This window comes from Herbiconiux sp. SALV-R1 (genome assembly GCF_013113715.1).
GTDB lineage: Bacteria > Actinomycetota > Actinomycetes > Actinomycetales > Microbacteriaceae > Herbiconiux.
In genome coordinates this window covers 2,528,363-2,546,018 of sequence record NZ_CP053344.1, presented here as the reverse complement: position 1 = coordinate 2,546,018, position 17,656 = coordinate 2,528,363, and the positions used below count along the sequence as shown (strand labels likewise).

The window sequence follows — 17,656 nt, the reverse complement described above, 5'->3', positions numbered from 1 at the left end:
CCCGACCCGACCCCGGGTAGACTCGCGAGGAGACATGGCTTCTTCAGACAGCTCCTCCGCGTCCACCTCCGGCGACGACCTCGCCGGGGAGTTCACCTTCGTCGTGGTCTCGAACCGGCTCCCCGTCGACCGCATCTCCGACGGCGCGGGCGAGCCCGCCTTCCGTACCTCTCCCGGCGGCCTCGTCACCGCCCTCGAGCCCGTGATGCAGCAGGCCGACGGTGCCTGGATCGGCTGGACCGGCCAGCCCGACGATCACGTCGAGCCCTTCGAGCACGACGGCATCCACCTGGTTCCCGTCGTGCTCTCGCCCGAAGAGGTCGAGGAGTACTACGAGGGCTTCTCGAACGACACGCTCTGGCCGCTCTACCACGACGTCATCGCGCCGCCCGCGTATCACCGCGAGTGGTGGGAGAGCTACGTCATCGTCAACCAGCGCTTCGCCGACCGCGCCGCCGCCGTCACCGCCGAGGGCGGCACGGTCTGGGTGCAGGACTACCAACTGCAGCTCGTGCCGTCGATGCTGCGGCGGCTCCGCCCCGACCTCACCATCGGCTTCTTCAACCACATTCCCTTTCCGGCATACGGCATCTACTCGCAGCTGCCCTGGCGGCGCCAGATCATCGAGGGGCTGCTCGGCGCCGACGTCATCGGCTTCCAGCGCAGTGCCGACGCCGGCAACTTCACCCGCGCCGTGAGGCGCCTGCTCGGCTACCAGACCAAGGGCTCCGTCATCGACGTGCCGCTCGTGGCCGAGGAGGAGGTGGCGAGCGCCAAGCACCGCATCTCGAGCGTGCAGGGCGACCAGCCGGTGCGCACGGTCGTGGCGAAGGCCTTCCCCATCTCGATCGACGCCGCGCGCTTCGAGGAGCTCGCCCGCCGCCCCGACATCCAGGCCAGGGCGAAGGAGATCCGCGAGGGTCTCGGCAACCCCTCCGTCGTCATGCTGGGGGTCGACCGGCTCGACTACACCAAAGGCATCGGGCACCGGCTGAAGGCGTTCGGCGAGCTCCTCGCCGACGGCGAGCTCGACGTCGAAGACGTCACCCTGGTGCAAGTCGCGAGCCCCAGCCGCGAGCGGGTGCGCACGTACCAGATGCTGCGCGACGAGATCGAGCTCACGGTCGGCCGCATCAACGGCGACTACTCGACCATCAGTCACACCGCCATCAGCTACCTCCACCACGGTTACCCGCGCGAGGAGATGGTGGCGCTCTACCTCGCCGCCGACGTCATGCTCGTCACCGCGCTCCGCGACGGCATGAACCTGGTGGCCAAGGAGTATGTGGCCACCCGCTTCGACAACGACGGCGTGCTCGTGCTCAGCGAGTTCGCCGGAGCCTCCGACGAGCTCCGCACGGCCCTGCGCGTGAACCCGCACGACATCGAGGGGCTGAAAGAGGCGATGATGCAGGCCGCGGGCATGCCGCAGGCCGAACGGGCACGACGGATGCGCGCCCTGCGCAAGCGCGTGCAGGAGTTCGACGTGGCCCGCTGGTCGTCGTCGTTCCTCTCCACGCTCACCACCCCGTCAGACGGGCTGTCGCTCCCGAAGGCGAACCGCGGGCCGGGGAAGGCCGCCCGGTCGACCCGGCCGACGGATGCGGACGACGGCATCGAAGGAGACGGCGCGTGACCGCGGGCCCGCTTACCGAGACCGGCGGCCTGCCGCTCCCGGAGGCGACGGAGTCTGCGCTCGAGCGCCTCGCATCCGTTCCCCGGCTGCTCGTGGCGCTCGACTTCGACGGCACGCTCGCCCCCGAGGTCGACCGGCCCGACGACGCGCGCGCCCTCCCCGAGGCGCACGAGGCGGTGCTGCGGCTGCTCGACCAACCCGACACCTGGGTGGCGATGGTCTCGGGGCGCGCCATGGCGAGTCTCGAGCACGTGACGCGTCTGCCCGAGTCGGCGCTGCTCGTGGGCTCGCACGGCGTCGAGGTGCGGCACGACGGCGTGACCGAGCTCGCGCTCGACGCCGAGGAGCAGCGGAAGGTCGCGGCGCTCGGAGACGCACTGCGCGCGGTCGCCGAGCCGGTCGAGGGCGCCTGGATCGAGACGAAGCCCGCGGGCTTCGCGCTGCACACCCGTCTTGCCGGCGAGGCCGACAGCGCGGAGGCGGAACGCGCCGCGCTCGAAGCCGCGGGCGTCGAAAAGAACGGACTCACGGTGCGCCGCGGCAAGAACGTGATCGAGTTCGCGGTGCGCTCGACCACGAAGGGCGACGCCGTCGAACGGCTGCGCGAGCTGGTCGGCGCCGACGCCGTGCTGTTCGCCGGAGACGACGTCACCGACGAAGACGGGTTCCGGGCGCTCGGCGACGGCGACCTCGGGCTGAAGAGCGGGGCGGGGGAGACCGTCGCGGAGCATCGCGTCGCCGGGCCCGCCGAGGTGGCGGCGGTGCTGGCGCGGCTCGCGGAGCTGCGCGCCGGGCGCTGAGTGCCGGACCCGCGGGCAGCGCGTCTGTTCTGCACAGCCCGTCGGCGGGCGATGCCTCTCCACAGATTCGTCGTCGTGCATCACCAGGGCGCCAGCGCCTCTAAACTCGTCACATGCCCGAAACAGACATGAAACCGCGGAGCCGTACCGTCACCGACGGAATCGAAGCCCTCACCTCGCGCGGAATGCTCCGCGGGGTCGGCATGGGGGACGGCGACTGGGAGAAGCCGCAGATCGGCATCGCCAGCTCGTGGAACGAGATCACCCCCTGCAACCTCTCGCTCGAGCGCCTCGCGCGCGCCAGCAAGGAGGGTGTGCACTCCGGGGGCGGCTACCCGCTGCAGTTCGGCACCATCTCCGTCTCCGACGGCATCTCCATGGGCCACGAGGGCATGCACTTCTCACTGGTCTCCCGCGAGGTCATCGCCGACTCCGTCGAGACCGTCATGATGGCCGAGCGCCTCGACGGCTCGGTGCTCCTGGCCGGCTGCGACAAGTCGCTGCCCGGCATGCTCATGGCCGCCGCCCGACTCGACCTCGCCTCCGTCTTCCTCTACGCCGGCTCGATCGCCCCGGGCTGGGTGAAGCTCTCCGACGGCACCGAGAAAGACATCACCATCATCGACTCCTTCGAGGCCGTCGGCGCCGTGCGCGCCGGCCGCATGTCGATGGAAGACGCGCACCGCATCGAGTGCGCCTTCGCCCCGGGCGAGGGCTCGTGCGGTGGCATGTACACCGCCAACACGATGGCGAGCGCCGCCGAGGCGATGGGCATGAGCCTCCCGGGCTCGGCGAGCCCCGCCGCCGCCGACCGCCGCCGCGACTACTTCGCGCACCGCTCGGGCGAGGCCGTGGTCAACATGCTGCGCCTCGGTCTCACCGCGCGCGACATCATCACGAAGAAGTCGCTCGAGAACGCCATCGCCGTCGGCATGGCGTTCGGCGGCTCCACCAACCTCGTGCTGCACCTGCTGGCCATCGCCAACGAGGCCGAGGTCGAGCTCACGCTCGCCGACTTCAACAAGATCGGCGACAAGGTGCCGCACATCGGCGACCTCAAGCCCTTCGGCCGCTTCGTCATGAACGACGTCGACCGCCACGGCGGCGTTCCCGCCGTCATGAAGGCGCTGCTCGACGAGGGCCTGCTGCACGGCGACGCCATGACGGTCACCGGCAAGACGGTGGAGGAGAACCTCGCCGAGATGAGCATCGCCCCGCTCGACGGCGAGGTGCTGCGCCCCCTCACCAACCCCATCCACAAGTCGGGTGGTCTCACGATCCTCCAGGGCTCGTTCGCCCCCGAGGGCGCCGTGGTGAAGTCGGCGGGCTTCGACGCCGACGTGTTCGAGGGCCCCGCGCGGGTGTTCGAGCGCGAGCGCGCGGCGATGGATGCGCTGACCGAGGGCCGCATCAACGCCGGCGACGTCGTCGTCATCCGCTACGAGGGCCCGAAGGGCGGCCCCGGCATGCGTGAGATGCTCGCCATCACCGCCGCCATCAAGGGCGCCGGGCTCGGCAAGGATGTACTACTATTGACCGACGGCAGATTCTCAGGCGGCACAACCGGCCTGTGCATCGGCCACATAGCACCCGAAGCGGTCGACGCAGGTCCGATCGCCTTCGTGCGCGATGGTGATCTGATACGGGTCGATATCGCCGCTCGCTCGCTCGACCTACTTGTCGATCCCGCTGAGCTGGCAGCCCGCCGAGAAGGCTGGGCGCCCCTCCCTCCGCGCTACACCCGAGGCGTTCTCGCGAAGTACTCCAAACTGGTGCACTCCGCCGCTGTCGGCGCCATCACCGGGTAGTACTGCGCGCATCCATCTACCGCGTTCGATCTGAGGACACCACATGACCACGGATGCCTTCCCCGTGCCGACCAGAAAGACAGTTCCACCCGCCCCGGGCGCCGAGACCACCGCCGAGCCCGAGATGCTCACGGGCTCCGGCGCCGTGCTGCGCGCCCTCGAGCTCCTCGGCGTCAAAGACGTCTTCGGGCTCCCGGGCGGTGCCATCATCCCGTTCTACGACGAGCTGATGACGCAAGACAAGATCCGCCACATCTTGGTGCGTCACGAGCAGGGTGCCGGTCACGCGGCCGAGGGCTACGCGTCAGCCACGAACAAGGTCGGCGTCGCCATCGCCACCAGCGGCCCCGGTGCCACGAACCTCGTCACCGCGATCGCTGACGCCTACATGGACTCGGTGCCGCTGCTCGCCATCACCGGCCAGGTGTTCTCGCACCTCATGGGAACCGACGCGTTCCAGGAGGCCGACATCCAGGGCATCACGATGCCCATCACGAAGCACTCCTTCCTGGTCAAGCGCGCCGAAGACGTGGCACCGACGCTGGCTGCCGCCTATCAGATCGCCTCCACCGGTCGCCCTGGCCCGGTGCTCGTCGACATCACCAAAGACGCGCAGCAGAACACGGCCCCGTTCATCTGGCCGCCGAAGGTCGAACTGCCCGGCTACCGTCCCGTCACCAAGGCGCACGGCAAGCAGATCCAGGCGGCGGCGCAGCTGCTCGCCGAGTCGAAGAAGCCCGTGTTCTACGTCGGCGGCGGTGTCATCCGCGCGCAGGCGACCCCCGAGCTCGCTCAGCTCGCCGAGGTCACCGGGGCACCCGTCGTCACCACGCTGATGGCGCGCGGCGCCTTCCCCGACTCGCACCCGCAGAACCTCGGCATGCCCGGCATGCACGGCACCGTGCCCGCGGTGCTCGCGCTGCAGGAGGCCGACCTGCTGGTGTCGCTCGGCGCCCGCTTCGACGACCGCGTGACCGGCAAGGCGAGCGAGTTCGCACCGCACGCCAAGGTGGTGCACGTCGACATCGACCCCGCCGAGATCTCGAAGATTAGGGTCGCCGACGTGCCGATCGTGGGTGACGCCAAGGAGGTCATCTCCGACCTCATCAAGGCCTACGCCGAGATCTCGCGCGAGAAGCTCGACATCGCCGAGTGGTGGGCGTACCTCACCGAGCTGCAGGAGAAGTTCCCGCTCGGCTACACCGAGCCCACCGACGGTCTGATGGCGCCGCAGTACGTCATCAAGCGCATCGGCGAGCTCACCGGCCCCCAGGGCGTGTACGCCGCGGGCGTCGGCCAGCACCAGATGTGGGCAGCCCAGTTCATCCAGTACGAGCGGCCCAACGCCTGGCTCAACTCCGGCGGTGCGGGCACCATGGGTTACGCCGTTCCGGCGGCCATGGGCGCGAAGGTCGCCGAGCCCGAGCGCGTGGTGTGGGCGATCGACGGTGACGGATGCTTCCAGATGACCAATCAGGAGCTCGCCACCTGCACGATCAACGACATCCCGATCAAGGTCGCGATCATCAACAACTCCTCGCTCGGCATGGTGCGCCAGTGGCAGACCCTGTTCTACGACGGGCGCCACTCGTTCACCGACCTGCACACGGGGCACGAGACCCGCATGGTCCCCGACTTCGTGAAGATGGCGGATGCGTACGGTGCGCTGGGCATCCGTGTGACGAAGGCCGAAGACGTCGACGCCGCCATCAAGCTGGCCCTCGAGACGAACGACCGCCCCGTGGTGATCGACTTCATCGTCTCGGCCGACGCCATGGTCTGGCCGATGGTTCCCCAGGGCACCTCGAACAGCCAGATCCAGTACGCCAAAGAGCACGCCCCCGAGTGGGAAGAGGAGTAGACCCATGAGCACACACGTTCTGAGCCTGCTCGTCGAAGACAAGCCCGGCCTGCTCACCCGCGTGGCGGGCCTGTTCGCCCGGCGCGGCTTCAACATCGAGTCGCTCGCGGTGGGCGCCACCGAGATCGAGGGCCTGTCGCGCATCACCGTGGTGGTCGACGTCGAGGAGCTCCCGCTCGAGCAGGTGACCAAGCAGCTGAACAAGCTGATCAACGTCATCAAGATCGTCGAGCTCGACCCGGCCCAGGCCATCCAGCGGGAGCACCTGCTCATCAAGGTGCGGGTCGACAACACGACGCGCTCGCAGGTGCTCGAAGCGGTGAACCTGTTCCGCGCCCGGGTCGTCGACGTGGCGACCGACGCCCTCGTCATCGAGGTCACGGGCGACTCGGGCAAGACGCAGGCCTTCCTGCGGGTGCTCGAGCCCTACGGCATCAAGGAGATCGCCCAGTCGGGCCTCCTCGCCATCGGCCGCGGTGGCAAGAGCATCACCGAACGCGTCTTCAAGAGCTAGCCGCCTCCCGGCGGCACCGAACCACAACCAAGGAGAGAAAACCACGTGACCGAGATCTTCTACGACCAGGACGCCGACCTGTCCCTCATCCAGAGCAAGAAGGTGGCCGTCGTCGGCTACGGCTCGCAGGGCCACGCGCACGCGCTGAACCTCCGCGACTCCGGCGTCGAGGTCGTCGTCGCGCTCAAGGCGGGGTCGAAGTCGACCGCCAAGGCGGAGGAGGCGGGCTTCTCCGTGCTCTCCGTCGCCGAGGCCACCGCCTGGGCCGACGTCATCGTCATCCTCGCGCCCGACCAGCACCAGCGCGGCATCTACGCCGACGACATCAAGCCCAACCTCGCCGACGGCAAGACCCTCGTCTTCGGCCACGGCTTCAACATCCGCTTCGGCTACATCGAGGCGCCCGAGGGTGTCGACGTCATCATGGTCGCCCCCAAGGGCCCCGGCCACACCGTGCGCCGCGAGTACGAGGCCGGCCGCGGCGTGCCCGTGATCGTCGCCGTCGAGAAAGACGCGACCGGCTCGGCCTGGGCGCTCGCCTGGAGCTACGCCAAGGGCATCGGCGGCCTCCGTGCCGGCGGCATCAAGACCACCTTCACCGAAGAGACCGAGACCGACCTGTTCGGCGAGCAGGCCGTGCTCTGCGGTGGTGTCTCGCAGCTCGTGCAGTACGGCTTCGAGACCCTCACCGAGGCCGGCTACCAGCCGCAGATCGCGTATTTCGAGGTGCTGCACGAGCTCAAGCTCATCGTCGACCTCATGTGGGAGGGCGGCATCGCCAAGCAGCGCTGGTCGGTCTCCGACACCGCCGAGTACGGCGACTACGTCTCCGGCCCCCGCGTCATCGACCCGCACGTGAAGGAGAACATGCAGGCCGTTCTCGCCGACATCCAGTCGGGTGCCTTCGCCAAGCGCTTCATCGACGACCAGGACGCCGGCGCCCCCGAGTTCTTCGCCCTCCGCGAGAAGGGTGCCGCGCACCCCATCGAGGCCACCGGCAAGGAGCTCCGCGCCCTCTTCGCCTGGAAGCAGCAGGACGCGGATTACACCGATGGCAGCGCTGCGCGCTGACATCTGCGCTGAGCGCTAGCCGCCGGCACTCGCCTCACGAAGGGCCCTCGAACTCCGGTTCGGGGGCCCTTCGTCGTGCGCGCGAGTGGGTCACGCCCGGGCCCGTGCGGCGATCTCGTCGTCGACGGTGCGGGCGATGCTGTCGAGCGGGTCGCCGAGCGCAGCGATCTCGTTCTGCAGACGGACGGCGTGGATTCGAAAGGAGGGCTCACGCAACGCGCGCCCCACCGCGGAACGGATGTCGGCCGCGGCGGGCCGCCCCGTGCGCAGATTCACTCCGGCACCCGACCACGCCACGCGCGCCGCCACCTCCGGCTTGTCTTCCGTCGCCCCGGCCACCACCAGGGGGATGCCGTGCGAGAGGGCCTGCTGCACCCCGCCGAAACCCCCGTTGCACACGACGACCGAGGTCTTCGGCAGAAGCAGGTCATAGGGGAGGAACTCGGCGACCCTGGCGTTCTCCGGCAATCCGGAGGGGAAGAGCCTCTCCAGCTCCGCGATCGGCCGCCCGCCGGTGGCGGCCACGACGAGGACATGCTCGCTGGCCAGCCCCGAGATGGTGGGGGCGACGAGTTTTCCGAGGTCGGTGTTGTCGATCGTGCCCTGGGTGACGTGCACCACGGGCCGTGAACCGTCGAGCTCGCTCCACCAGGTGGGCACCTGCGCGCCCGCTCGCCGCTCGGGCCGCAGCGGGCCCACGAAGTGCACCGTGCCGGGGAGCTCACGGCGGGTGTACTCGATGCCCGCCGGCGACAGCTGCAGCGTCTGGTCGAAGCGCACGGGCTGGTCGAAGAAGTTGCCCTTCGGCGCAGGCGCACCCACCTCCGCGAGAGCCTTCTCGAGCGCGATCTGAATGGGCTTCAGCGGGCCGGCGTGGATGACGGCGTTGAGCATCCGGTTGCGGAGCCTGCTGAGCGGCGAGTCGCCCGGCGCGAGGGCGGGGCCGAAGGGTGCGGTGTCGACGCTCGTGAGGGTGAGGGGCAGGGCCGAGACGCCGATGAACGGGATGCGGTCGGCGGCGGGAACCGTGAGGAGCGTCGGCAGTGCGCCCATGAACACGCCCTCGGAGACCACGGCGTCGTAGTGATGACGGGCCAGCTCGGCGGTCAGCGCGCGGTGCTGGCCGGGGATGGGCTTCGCGAACATGCCGATGAGGTCGTAGCGCACGGCCGCCAGGCCGGAGAAGCGATCGCGCCCGGGAAGCCACGCGTCGAGGTCTGCATCGTCGTAGTCGACCTCGGCCGGGAGGGCGACGAAGCGGATGCCGTGCGATTCGACGAGCTCGCGGTACTTCCGGCCGGAGAGGATCGTCGCCTCGTGGCCGCGGGCCTGAAGGCCTCGTGCCACGGTCACCATGGGTGCGAGGTGGCCGTAGATGGGGGAGCTGGGGAGAAGGAGGGAGGCCACGACGGGTCCTTTCGGGGTGATCGGTGAGGAAATATTGGATACGGTGCTACCGTAGTGAATATGGAGAACCGTGGATCGGGATTGCAGCCCCGCAATCGACCTGCAATCCGCCGTCGCTACGACGGGTCGCGGCGGGCCGCCGCTGCCGCTGCGACGCGGCACCGCATCGTGGAGGCGGCTGCCGCGTGCTTCGACGAGCTGGGCTACCGCCGAACCACGCTCGTGGCCGTCGCCGAGCGGGCGGGGGTGTCGGTCGAGTCGGTCTCGGCGGCGGGTCCGAAGCGAGAGTTGATGATCGCCGCGTTCTCCCTGTCGTTCGCCGGTGAGGAGACCGAGGGGAGTCTGTCGACGCGCGAGCCGTGGGCGTCGGCACTGCGCGCGCCCCGGGAACGGCTAGCGGATGCGCTCGCCGAGGTGATCGTGACGGGTCAGGCTCGCGGTATCGGCCTGTGGCGCACGCTGGTCGCTGCGGTGCGCGACGAGCCCGAGCTGGAGCCGCACTATGCCGCTCTCGCGGGGCGCCGGCGCGCCGACAACCTCGTGGCCGTGGAAGTCCTGCACGAGCGAGGCGTGCTGAGGCAGGGAGTGCCCGTCGAGGAGCACGCCGACACCGTCGCCCTCCTGACGGGGTTCGATCCCTATCAGCTCTACGTGCGCGATTTCGGGTGGACCGAGACGGCCCTCCGCGCGTGGACGTCGCGGATGTTCGAGACCCTCGTGCTCGGCGAGGCGGTGGCCGGCACGGTGCGCATCTCGGGCGGTGGCGCGCGAGGCGGGTACAGTGAGGGGCATGAGCGACCCGCGGGATGACGACGAGGAGGGCCTGGGGTGGGCCGGTGACGACGACCCCACGCTGACCCCGGTGGGGGTGCCGGCACGGCGGCCCGCCGCGGGTTCCGCAGCGGGCGCCACGGCAGGGGGTGCCGAGGCCGCCGCGCCCCGCAAGACCGTTCTCGACGAGGCCGAGGAGGCCGAAGACCGCGCTGCCGAGAGCGAGCTCGCGGCGGCGGAGGCGGAGAGTGCGCAGTTGAACTCGGCGGCGCTCATCGGCTACGGGGTGATCGGCGGCGTCTACCTGCTCTTCACGATCGGCTGGATCGTGAGCTTCGCCCGGTACCAGCAGCCGATCGACGTCGACTTCACCGTGCTCAGCCACCGCATCGCGCAGGCGCTCGCCGTGGCCGCCGTGCCGCTGTGGTTCGTCGCCACCCTGCTGCTCACGCAGCGCAAAGACGTGCGCTGGACGTTCCTCTGGCTCGTGGTCGGCGTGCTCGTGCTCGTGCCCTGGCCGTTCCTGATGGGAGTGTGACGTGACCACAGCATCCGTGCCGCACGCCGGCGCCCCGGGCGCCGCCGCCAAGCCCACCAAGCGCGGTTTCCGCACCTTCGGCCGTCGCGGCTGGGCGGTGGCGGTCGTCGCCGCGTTCTTCTACGCGTACCACCTGTGGGGTGGTGTCGCGAACCTCATCGGCGTGGTCTCCACCTTCTCGAGCTACGGCGTCGAGCTCTCGGGCAGTGTCTGGGCGCTTGTCATCGGCTACGCGGTGGTGCCGATCGTGGTGTACCTCGCGGCGCTGTTCGTGGGCCGCACCCTCACGAACCTCGGCCGCATCGTGGTGTTCGCGGTGGGTTTCGCGGTGGTGTCGGTGATCTCGCTCGACATCCTGGCCCTCGCCAACTGACCCGGTTCAGCGCGCCTTGAGGCGGGCGGCGAGTGCCTGGGTCTCGGCGCGCGTGATCTCGACGGATGCGCGCAGGTGGCGCTCGAGGAACGCCAGCTCGTCGAGGGTGTAGCCGGAGTAGAGCTCCTCGAACGCGCGCCCGATCGAGAGGTAGACGTTCTCGCGCCCGGCGAGCCCGTCGAGGTCGACGGAGACGACGGCCCGGCGGCGGTCGAGCGGGTCGACCTCGCGTCGGGCGATGCCCTCGCGGCTCAGCCGCTCGATGACGCCGGTGACGGCACCCGAGGTGACCGCGAGCCGCTCCATGAGGTCGCCGAGACCCCATCCGCCACCGCGAGAGCTTCCGATGGCACGGCGATCGCCTACCGGACGTCGGGCAGCGGGCCGGGTGTCGTCGTCGTGCACGGGGCGATGCAGGAAGCGTCGAGCCAGCGCGACCTCGCCGAGCTGCTGGCCGAGCGGCACACGGTGCACCTCGTCGACCGGAGGGGGCACGGCGCCAGTGGAGCGCTGCCGCATCCGGGCCCGCCCCACACGGTTCGGGAGGCCGACGACCTGCGGGCCGTTCTCGAGGCGACCGGCGCGACGTCGGTCTTCGGCGTGAGCTCGGGCGCGATCATTGCAGCCCGGGCCGCGCTGGTCGGTGCGCCCATCGACGCCCTCGCGCTGTTCGAGCCGCCGCTCGTGATCGACGGCAGCGCCGACCTCGGGGCCCTGTCCGCTTTCGACGCGGCGATCGAGCGCGACGATCTGCCCACCGCGATGGGCGTGGCGATGAAGATCGCGCAGATGGGCCCGCCGTGGATGTTCGGGCTGCCCCTCCCCGTGCTTGCCGCAGCGTCGCGCCGCATGCTGCGATCGCCCGTGGTGGCGGAGCGGGCGCGCGCGCTCGTCGCCGACTTCGGGGTGGTGCGGGAGAACGCCGATCGCGTCGACGACGTCGCCGGCGTGACGGCCCGTACTCTCGTCCTCTCGGGGTCGGCGACCCGGCCCTACCTGAAGCGTGCGGCCACGGCCGTCGCCGAGCGCATACCGGGCGCGCAGCACGTCGTGCTGCCGGGGGAGTGGCACAGTGTCACCCAGAACCGTGGCGAGCGGGGGCGGCCGACCGCGTCGCGCCGGTGCTGCTCGACTTCTTCGCGGGCTGAGCCGCGGAGCACGCGGGCGGGCTGACGTCACACGATCGCGACGAAGAGCACGAGGGCGGCGAGCACGATCTGGCCGAGGAGGCGGGGGAGGAGCGGGATGGCGAGCACCCCGAAACGGTCGGGGTGACGTGCGGCGTAGGCGTTTGCCGGGAACACGCAGGCCAGGAACACCACGAGCGCGATGCCCGCGGCGAGACGCGTGGGCGGGAACAGCAGACCCAGCCCGCCCGCGATCTCGCAGACCCCGGTGAGGTAGACGAGCATCCGGGGTGAGAGGGCTCCCTCGCGGCGGAGTCCCGGGGGGATCATCGCGGCCATCGTGCGCACCGAGCGCGGCACGAAGTGGTTGACGCCCATGCCGACGAAGACGAGGGCGACGAGGATGCGCAGCACGGTCGCCACGACATCGAGCGTCATCGGGTCCATGCCCTCATTCTGCCTGCACTAGAGTTGTCGGGTTCCCCACCATAGAACCGAAGGACCCGATTCCGTGTCGAAGCCGGTCGTGCTCATCGCCGAAGAACTGTCCCCCGCCACCGTCGAGGCCCTCGGCCCCGACTTCGACGTGCGCAACGTCGACGGCACCGACCGGCCCGCTCTGCTCGCGGCGCTCGCCGAGGCGAACGCGGTGCTCGTGCGCTCCGCCACCAAGGTCGACGCGGAGGCCATCGCGGCGGCTCCGAAGCTCAAGGTCATCGCGCGCGCCGGCGTCGGGCTCGACAACGTCGACATCCCCGCCGCCACCACCGCGGGCGTCATGGTGGTGAACGCGCCGACCTCGAACATCATCTCGGCGGCCGAGCTCACCGTGGGGCACATCCTGAGCCTCGCCCGCCACATCCCCGCCGCGCACGCCGCGCTCGCCGAGGGCAAGTGGAAGCGCTCCGCCTACACCGGCGTCGAGCTCTACGAGAAGACCGTCGGCATCATCGGCCTCGGCCGCATCGGCGCCCTCATCACCGCGCGCCTGCAGGCCTTCGGCGTCAACGTCATCGCCTACGACCCCTACGTCACGAGCGCCCGCGCGCAGCAGCTCGGCGTCACCCTGGTGACCCTCGACGAACTGCTCACGCAGAGCGACTTCATCACCATCCACATGCCGAAGACCCCCGAGACAACGGGCATGATCGGCGACGAGCAGCTGAAGCTCATGAAGCCGAGCGCCTTCGTCGTGAACGTCGCCCGCGGCGGACTCATCGACGAGCATGCGCTGCACCGCGCCCTCACGAACGGCACCATCGCGGGCGCCGGCCTCGACGTCTTCGTCAGCGAGCCCCCGAAGGACTCGCCGCTGCTCGGCCTCCCCAACATCGTCGTCACCCCCCACCTCGGCGCCTCCACCGACGAGGCGCAGGAGAAGGCCGGTGTCGCCGTGGCGAAGTCGGTGCGGCTCGCGCTCTCGGGCGAGCTCGTGCCCGACGCCGTCAACGTCGCCGGCGGGGTCATCGACCCCTACGTGCGCCCCGGCATCCCTCTGGTCGAGAAGCTCGGCCAGGTGTTCGCGGGTCTCGCCACGAGCCCGCTCACCTCGGTCGACGTCATCGTGCGCGGCGAGCTCGCCGACTACGACGTCAGCGTGCTGAAGCTCGCGGCCCTCAAGGGCGTGTTCACCAACCAGGTGAGCGAGTCGGTCTCCTACGTCAACGCGCCGCTCCTCGCCGAGCAGCGCGGTGTCGCGGTGCGCCTCATCACCGACGCCGTGTCGGAGGAGTACCGCAACGTCATCACCCTCGAGGGCGCGCTGGGCGACGGCTCGCAGATCTCGGTGTCGGGAACCCTCACCGGCACCAAGCAGATCGAGAAGATCGTCGGCATCAACGGCTATGACGTCGAGGTGCCCTTCGCTGAGCACCTCATCGTCATGCTGTACACCGACCGCCCCGGCATCGTCGCCATTTACGGCAAGGAGTTCGGCGAGGCATCCGTCAACATCGCGGGCATGCAGATCGCCCGCCACGAGGCCGGAGGCAAGGCGCTCAGCGTGCTCACCGTCGACTCCCCGGTGCCCGACGGGCTGCTCGAGACGGTGCGCGTGGCGATCGACGCCGACGTGCTGCGCGAGATCGACATCGTCGAGTAGGGCGGCCCGTGCGGGTCACTAGAATTCAGCTATGGCACGCACCGTGAAACTCGCACTCATTCCCGGCGACGGCATCGGACCGGAGGTGGTCGCCGAGGCGGTGAAGGTGCTGGATGCGGTGACCGCAGACAGCTCCGTCACCTTCGAGAAGACCCATTTCTCGCTCGGTGCGGCACGCTACCTCGAGACCGGCGACGTGCTCACCGACGACGACCTCGAGGCCATCGCCTCGCACGACGCCATCCTGCTCGGCGCGGTGGGCGGCGTGCCCGGAGACCCGAGGCTCAAAGACGCCAACATCGAGCGCGGCCTGCTGCTACGCCTGCGCTTCGCGCTCGACCACTATGTGAACCTGCGCCCCACCGTCATCTACCCGGGCGTGCCCTCCCCGCTCGCCTCGCACGGCGACGTCGACTTCGTGGTGGTGCGCGAGGGCACCGAGGGGCCGTACGTGGGCAACGGCGGCGCCATCCGTCAGGGCACCCCGCACGAGATCGCCAACGAGGTCTCGGTGAACACCGCCTACGGTGTCGAGCGCGTCGTGCGCGACGCCTTCGCCCGCGCCCAGGCGCGTCGCAAGAAGCTCACCCTCGTGCACAAGACCAACGTGCTCACCTTCTCGGGCGGGCTGTGGAAGCGCGTCGTCGACGAGGTGGGGGCCACCTTCCCAGAAGTGGCCGTGGACTACCTGCATGTCGACGCCGCGACCATCTTCCTGGTCACCGACCCTGCTAGATTCGATGTCATCGTCACGGACAACCTCTTCGGCGACATCCTCACCGACCTGGCCGGCGCAATCAGCGGCGGGATCGGCTTGGCGGCCTCGGGCAACATCAACCCCGACGGCACGTATCCCTCGATGTTCGAACCGGTGCACGGCTCCGCTCCCGACATCGCAGGCCAGCAGAAGGCCGACCCCACGGCGGCGATCCTCTCGGCCGCCCTCCTGCTCGAGCACCTCGGGCTCGAGGCGGAGGCCCAGGCGGTGCGCACCGCCGTGGTCGCCGACATCGCGGGCCGCGACGGCTCCGCCCGCGCGACCGCAGCGGTCGGCGACGCCATCGTCGCCGCGCTGGCCACCCCAGAACCCGCCACGACACACTGACCGAAAGACAGCCCATGAGCATCGCAGAGACCTCCACCTTCCCGCTCCGCTTCGAGTTCACGCCCTCCCAGGCGGCTCGCGACGAGGCGGAGCGCGAGGTCATCCTCTCCGACCCCGGCTTCGGCAAGCACTTCACCGACCACATGGTGAAGATCGACTGGACCATCGACGCCGGGTGGCACGACGCCAGCGTCATCCCCTACGGCCCCCTGATGCTCGACCCCTCCGCCGCCGTGCTGCACTACGCGCAGGAGATCTTCGAGGGCCTCAAGGCCTACCGTCACGCCGACGGCTCCATCCACACCTTCCGGCCGGAGAAGAACGCCGAGCGTCTGCAGCGCTCCGCCCGCCGCCTCGCGCTGCCCGAGCTCTCCACCGACGACTTCATCGAGTCGCTCAAGCAGCTCATCGCCGTCGACGGCGCCTGGGTTCCGGATGCGCCGGAGACGAGCCTCTACATCCGCCCCTTCATGATCGCCAACGAGTCGTTCCTCGGCGTGCGCCCCTCGCAGAAGGTGGGCTACTACGTCATCGCGAGCCCCGCCGGCGCGTACTTCACCGGCGGCGTCGCCCCCGTGTCGATCTGGCTCTCGACCGAGTACTCCCGCGCGGGCCGCGGCGGCACCGGTGCGGCCAAGTGCGGCGGCAACTACGCCGCGTCGCTGCTGCCGCAGCAGGAGGCCTACGAGCACGGCTGCGCGCAGGTGCTCTTCCTCGACGGCGAGACCGGCCAGCACGTCGACGAGCTCGGCGGCATGAACGTGTTCTTCGTGCACGAGGGCGGCAAGATCGTCACCCCGCGCCTGACCGGCACCATCCTCGAGGGCATCACCCGCGACAGCATCATCCAGCTCGCGCACGACCGCGGGCTCACGGTGGAGGAGCGCGACGTGACCATCGAGGAGTGGCGCGAGGGCGTCGAGTCGGGCACCATCACCGAGGTGTTCGCCTGCGGCACGGCCGCGGTGATCACTCCCATCTCGGCTCTGAAGTCGCCCGACGGCACCATCGGCGACGAGAACGCGCCGGCGGGCGAGCTCACCATGTCGATCCGGCAGGAGCTCACCGACATCCAGTACGGGCGCATCCCCGACCGCCACGGCTGGCTCACCCGGCTGGACGCCTGAGCATGAAGGACTCCAGGGCATGAAGATCGCACGGTTCAGCCACCAGGGCGCCATCAACTTCGGCATCGTCGACGACGGCGACCTCGTCGTGCTGAACGGCGACCCGATGTTCGCCGGCTACGACACCACGGGGGAGCGGGTACCGCTCGAGAGCGCCACCCTGCTCGCCCCCGTCATCCCGCGGTCGAAGGTGGTGGCCGTGGGCAAGAACTACCGCGACCACGTCGCCGAGATGGGCGGAGGCGAGGCGCCCGCCGAGCCGCTGCTGTTCCTCAAGCCCAACACCTCGGTGGTCGGCCCGGGCGACACCATCGTGCGGCCCCCGCAGTCGAACCGGGTCGACTACGAGGGCGAGCTCGCGGTCGTGATCGGGAGTGTGGCCAAGAACGTCGCTGCTGCCGACGCCGAGCGCGTGATCTTCGGCTACACCGTCGCCAACGACGTGACGGCGCGCGACCTGCAGAAGAGCGACGGCCAGTGGGCGAGGGCGAAGGGCTTCGACACCTTCTGCCCGCTGGGTCCGGTGATCGAGACCGAGTTCGACCTCGGCGCCGCCACCGTGGAGACCCGCCTGAACGGCTCGCTGGTGCAGAGCGCCCCGCTCACCGACATGGTCCACACCGTTCCCGAGATCATCGCCTACGCCTCGGCCGTGTTCACGCTGCTGCCGGGCGACGTCATCCTGACCGGCACGCCCGCGGGCGTGGGTTTCGTGGAGTCGGGAGACGTCGTCGACATCGAGGTGTCGGGGATCGGCGTGCTGTCGAACCCCGTCTCCTGAGGCGCGGCGCGCGCCGCTCAGTTCGGTGTGATCTCCGCGGCCGCCTCGAGGGCGCCGATCGCGGCGGCGATGCTCGCGACCTGTTCCTCGCTCAGCTCGTCGAACACCTCGAGCACCCGGTGGGCGCGCTCGTCGCGCGCGATGCGGATGGCCTCCGCGCCCTCCGTCGTGGGGCTCACGAAGAACGACCTGCCGTCGCCCGGGTCGGCCGAGCGCTGCACCAGGCCCCGTGACTCGAGGTCGGCCAGCAGGCGCGTGACGGTGGGCGCCGCCACCCGCTCGAGCCGGGCGATGTCACCGGGGCGGATGGGCGCGCTGCTCACGATCGTGGCGAGCGCCGACACCTGACCCGGCGTCAGCTCGCTGGCCGGCCGGATGCGCCGGTTGAGCCGGCCGATCGAGAAGGCCAGCCGGGCGGCGAGGTCGGCGCGGTCGGAGGGGGTCTCGTGGGTCATCGTGCGCTTTCGTGCAGGTCGACAGGATGGCTCGAGTCTTTCACATCGATGAACATCGTGCCCGGGGGTCGATCGGGATTGCGCATCCGTCGGCCCCGCCGCTAATGTGGACGCTGTTCACATCGACGGGATGCCGCATCCGCGGAATATCGGGCGCCCCTCGCGCGCTGCACACCGATAG

18 protein-coding genes are annotated in these 17,656 nt (G+C 70.1%); 14 read left to right on the top strand and 4 right to left on the bottom strand.

The features are described from left to right. The first annotated feature begins 34 nt into the window (after positions 1-34). The 6 genes from HL652_RS21720 (at position 35) to ilvC (ending at position 7,690) form a co-directional block, all read left to right on the top strand. Positions 35-1,636, top strand: a complete 1,602-nt coding sequence (locus HL652_RS21720) for an alpha,alpha-trehalose-phosphate synthase (UDP-forming) (protein ID WP_253743230.1) — start codon at positions 35-37, stop codon at positions 1,634-1,636. Then, a complete protein-coding gene (otsB, locus tag HL652_RS21715; RefSeq protein ID WP_253743228.1) occupies positions 1,633-2,436 on the top strand; it encodes a trehalose-phosphatase in 804 nt (267 codons plus the stop codon). Before HL652_RS21720 ends, otsB begins: the two co-directional genes overlap by 4 nt. A 113-nt stretch (positions 2,437-2,549) precedes the next feature. Then, positions 2,550-4,244, top strand: a complete 1,695-nt coding sequence (gene ilvD / locus HL652_RS12155) for a dihydroxy-acid dehydratase (RefSeq protein WP_171705558.1) — start codon at positions 2,550-2,552, stop codon at positions 4,242-4,244. A gap of 43 nt (positions 4,245-4,287) precedes the next feature. Then, positions 4,288-6,105: an acetolactate synthase large subunit gene (locus tag HL652_RS12150; protein WP_171705557.1), complete on the top strand. Its 1,818-nt coding sequence runs from the start codon at positions 4,288-4,290 to the stop codon at positions 6,103-6,105. Between the two features lie 4 nt (positions 6,106-6,109). Continuing rightward, positions 6,110-6,619 carry an acetolactate synthase small subunit gene (ilvN, locus tag HL652_RS12145; protein WP_171705556.1) on the top strand — a complete coding sequence of 170 codons (510 nt, stop codon included), beginning with the start codon at positions 6,110-6,112 and terminating at the stop codon, positions 6,617-6,619. Positions 6,620-6,664: 45 nt separating this feature from the next. Beyond that, on the top strand, positions 6,665-7,690 hold the full coding sequence (gene ilvC, locus HL652_RS12140) for a ketol-acid reductoisomerase (RefSeq protein WP_171705555.1): 1,026 nt from the start codon (positions 6,665-6,667) through the stop codon (positions 7,688-7,690). Between the two features lie 90 nt (positions 7,691-7,780). Here the strand turns inward: ilvC and HL652_RS12135 are convergent, their stop codons facing one another. Continuing rightward, complete coding sequence (locus HL652_RS12135; protein ID WP_171705554.1) at positions 7,781-9,097, bottom strand: glycosyltransferase; 1,317 nt, start codon at positions 9,095-9,097, stop codon at positions 7,781-7,783. 60 nt (positions 9,098-9,157) lie between these two features. On the opposite strand from HL652_RS12135, the gene HL652_RS12130 reads away from it, so the two are divergent. From HL652_RS12130 to HL652_RS12120, 3 genes are read left to right on the top strand one after another with little or no spacing between them, the layout of a single operon-like run. Next, positions 9,158-9,907, top strand: coding sequence for a TetR/AcrR family transcriptional regulator (locus tag HL652_RS12130; protein WP_171705553.1), 750 nt, complete (start codon positions 9,158-9,160; stop codon positions 9,905-9,907). Continuing rightward, the gene (locus tag HL652_RS12125) at positions 9,888-10,406 is read left to right on the top strand and encodes a DNA polymerase III subunit gamma/tau (protein ID WP_171705552.1); all 519 of its coding nucleotides are present in this window, start codon (positions 9,888-9,890) and stop codon (positions 10,404-10,406) included. The genes HL652_RS12130 and HL652_RS12125 overlap by 20 nt, the downstream gene beginning before the upstream one ends. Before the next feature lies 1 nt (position 10,407). Beyond that, on the top strand, positions 10,408-10,779 hold the full coding sequence (locus HL652_RS12120; protein ID WP_171705551.1) for a hypothetical protein: 372 nt from the start codon (positions 10,408-10,410) through the stop codon (positions 10,777-10,779). A 6-nt stretch (positions 10,780-10,785) separates the two neighbouring features. On the opposite strand, the gene HL652_RS12115 is transcribed toward HL652_RS12120, so the two are convergent. Beyond that, positions 10,786-11,085 carry a helix-turn-helix domain-containing protein gene (locus HL652_RS12115; RefSeq protein ID WP_171705550.1) on the bottom strand — a complete coding sequence of 100 codons (300 nt, stop codon included), beginning with the start codon at positions 11,083-11,085 and terminating at the stop codon, positions 10,786-10,788. Positions 11,086-11,190: 105 nt separating this feature from the next. Between HL652_RS12115 and HL652_RS12110 the strand changes: the two genes are divergently transcribed. After that, the gene (locus HL652_RS12110) at positions 11,191-11,952 is read left to right on the top strand and encodes an alpha/beta fold hydrolase (RefSeq protein WP_171705549.1); all 762 of its coding nucleotides are present in this window, start codon (positions 11,191-11,193) and stop codon (positions 11,950-11,952) included. Positions 11,953-11,954: 2 nt separating this feature from the next. Here the strand turns inward: HL652_RS12110 and HL652_RS12105 are convergent, their stop codons facing one another. Further along, entirely contained in the window at positions 11,955-12,353 is a 399-nt protein-coding gene (locus HL652_RS12105) for a DoxX family protein (protein ID WP_253743226.1), read from the bottom strand. A 64-nt stretch (positions 12,354-12,417) separates the two neighbouring features. Between HL652_RS12105 and serA the strand changes: the two genes are divergently transcribed. The 4 genes from serA to HL652_RS12085 are packed head-to-tail and all read left to right on the top strand — an operon-like array spanning position 12,418 to position 17,020. Beyond that, positions 12,418-14,007, top strand: a complete 1,590-nt coding sequence (serA, locus tag HL652_RS12100; protein ID WP_171705548.1) for a phosphoglycerate dehydrogenase — start codon at positions 12,418-12,420, stop codon at positions 14,005-14,007. Between the two features lie 31 nt (positions 14,008-14,038). Next, on the top strand, positions 14,039-15,112 hold the full coding sequence (locus tag HL652_RS12095; protein ID WP_171705547.1) for a 3-isopropylmalate dehydrogenase: 1,074 nt from the start codon (positions 14,039-14,041) through the stop codon (positions 15,110-15,112). Positions 15,113-15,126: 14 nt separating this feature from the next. After that, complete coding sequence (locus HL652_RS12090; protein ID WP_171705546.1) at positions 15,127-16,239, top strand: branched-chain amino acid aminotransferase; 1,113 nt, start codon at positions 15,127-15,129, stop codon at positions 16,237-16,239. Between the two features lie 19 nt (positions 16,240-16,258). Then, positions 16,259-17,020: a fumarylacetoacetate hydrolase family protein gene (locus HL652_RS12085; RefSeq protein WP_171705545.1), complete on the top strand. Its 762-nt coding sequence runs from the start codon at positions 16,259-16,261 to the stop codon at positions 17,018-17,020. Positions 17,021-17,037: 17 nt separating this feature from the next. Here HL652_RS12085 and HL652_RS12080 read toward each other — a convergent pair whose 3' ends face one another. Beyond that, positions 17,038-17,475: a MarR family winged helix-turn-helix transcriptional regulator gene (locus tag HL652_RS12080; RefSeq protein WP_171705544.1), complete on the bottom strand. Its 438-nt coding sequence runs from the start codon at positions 17,473-17,475 to the stop codon at positions 17,038-17,040. Between the last annotated feature and the right edge of the window lie 181 nt (positions 17,476-17,656).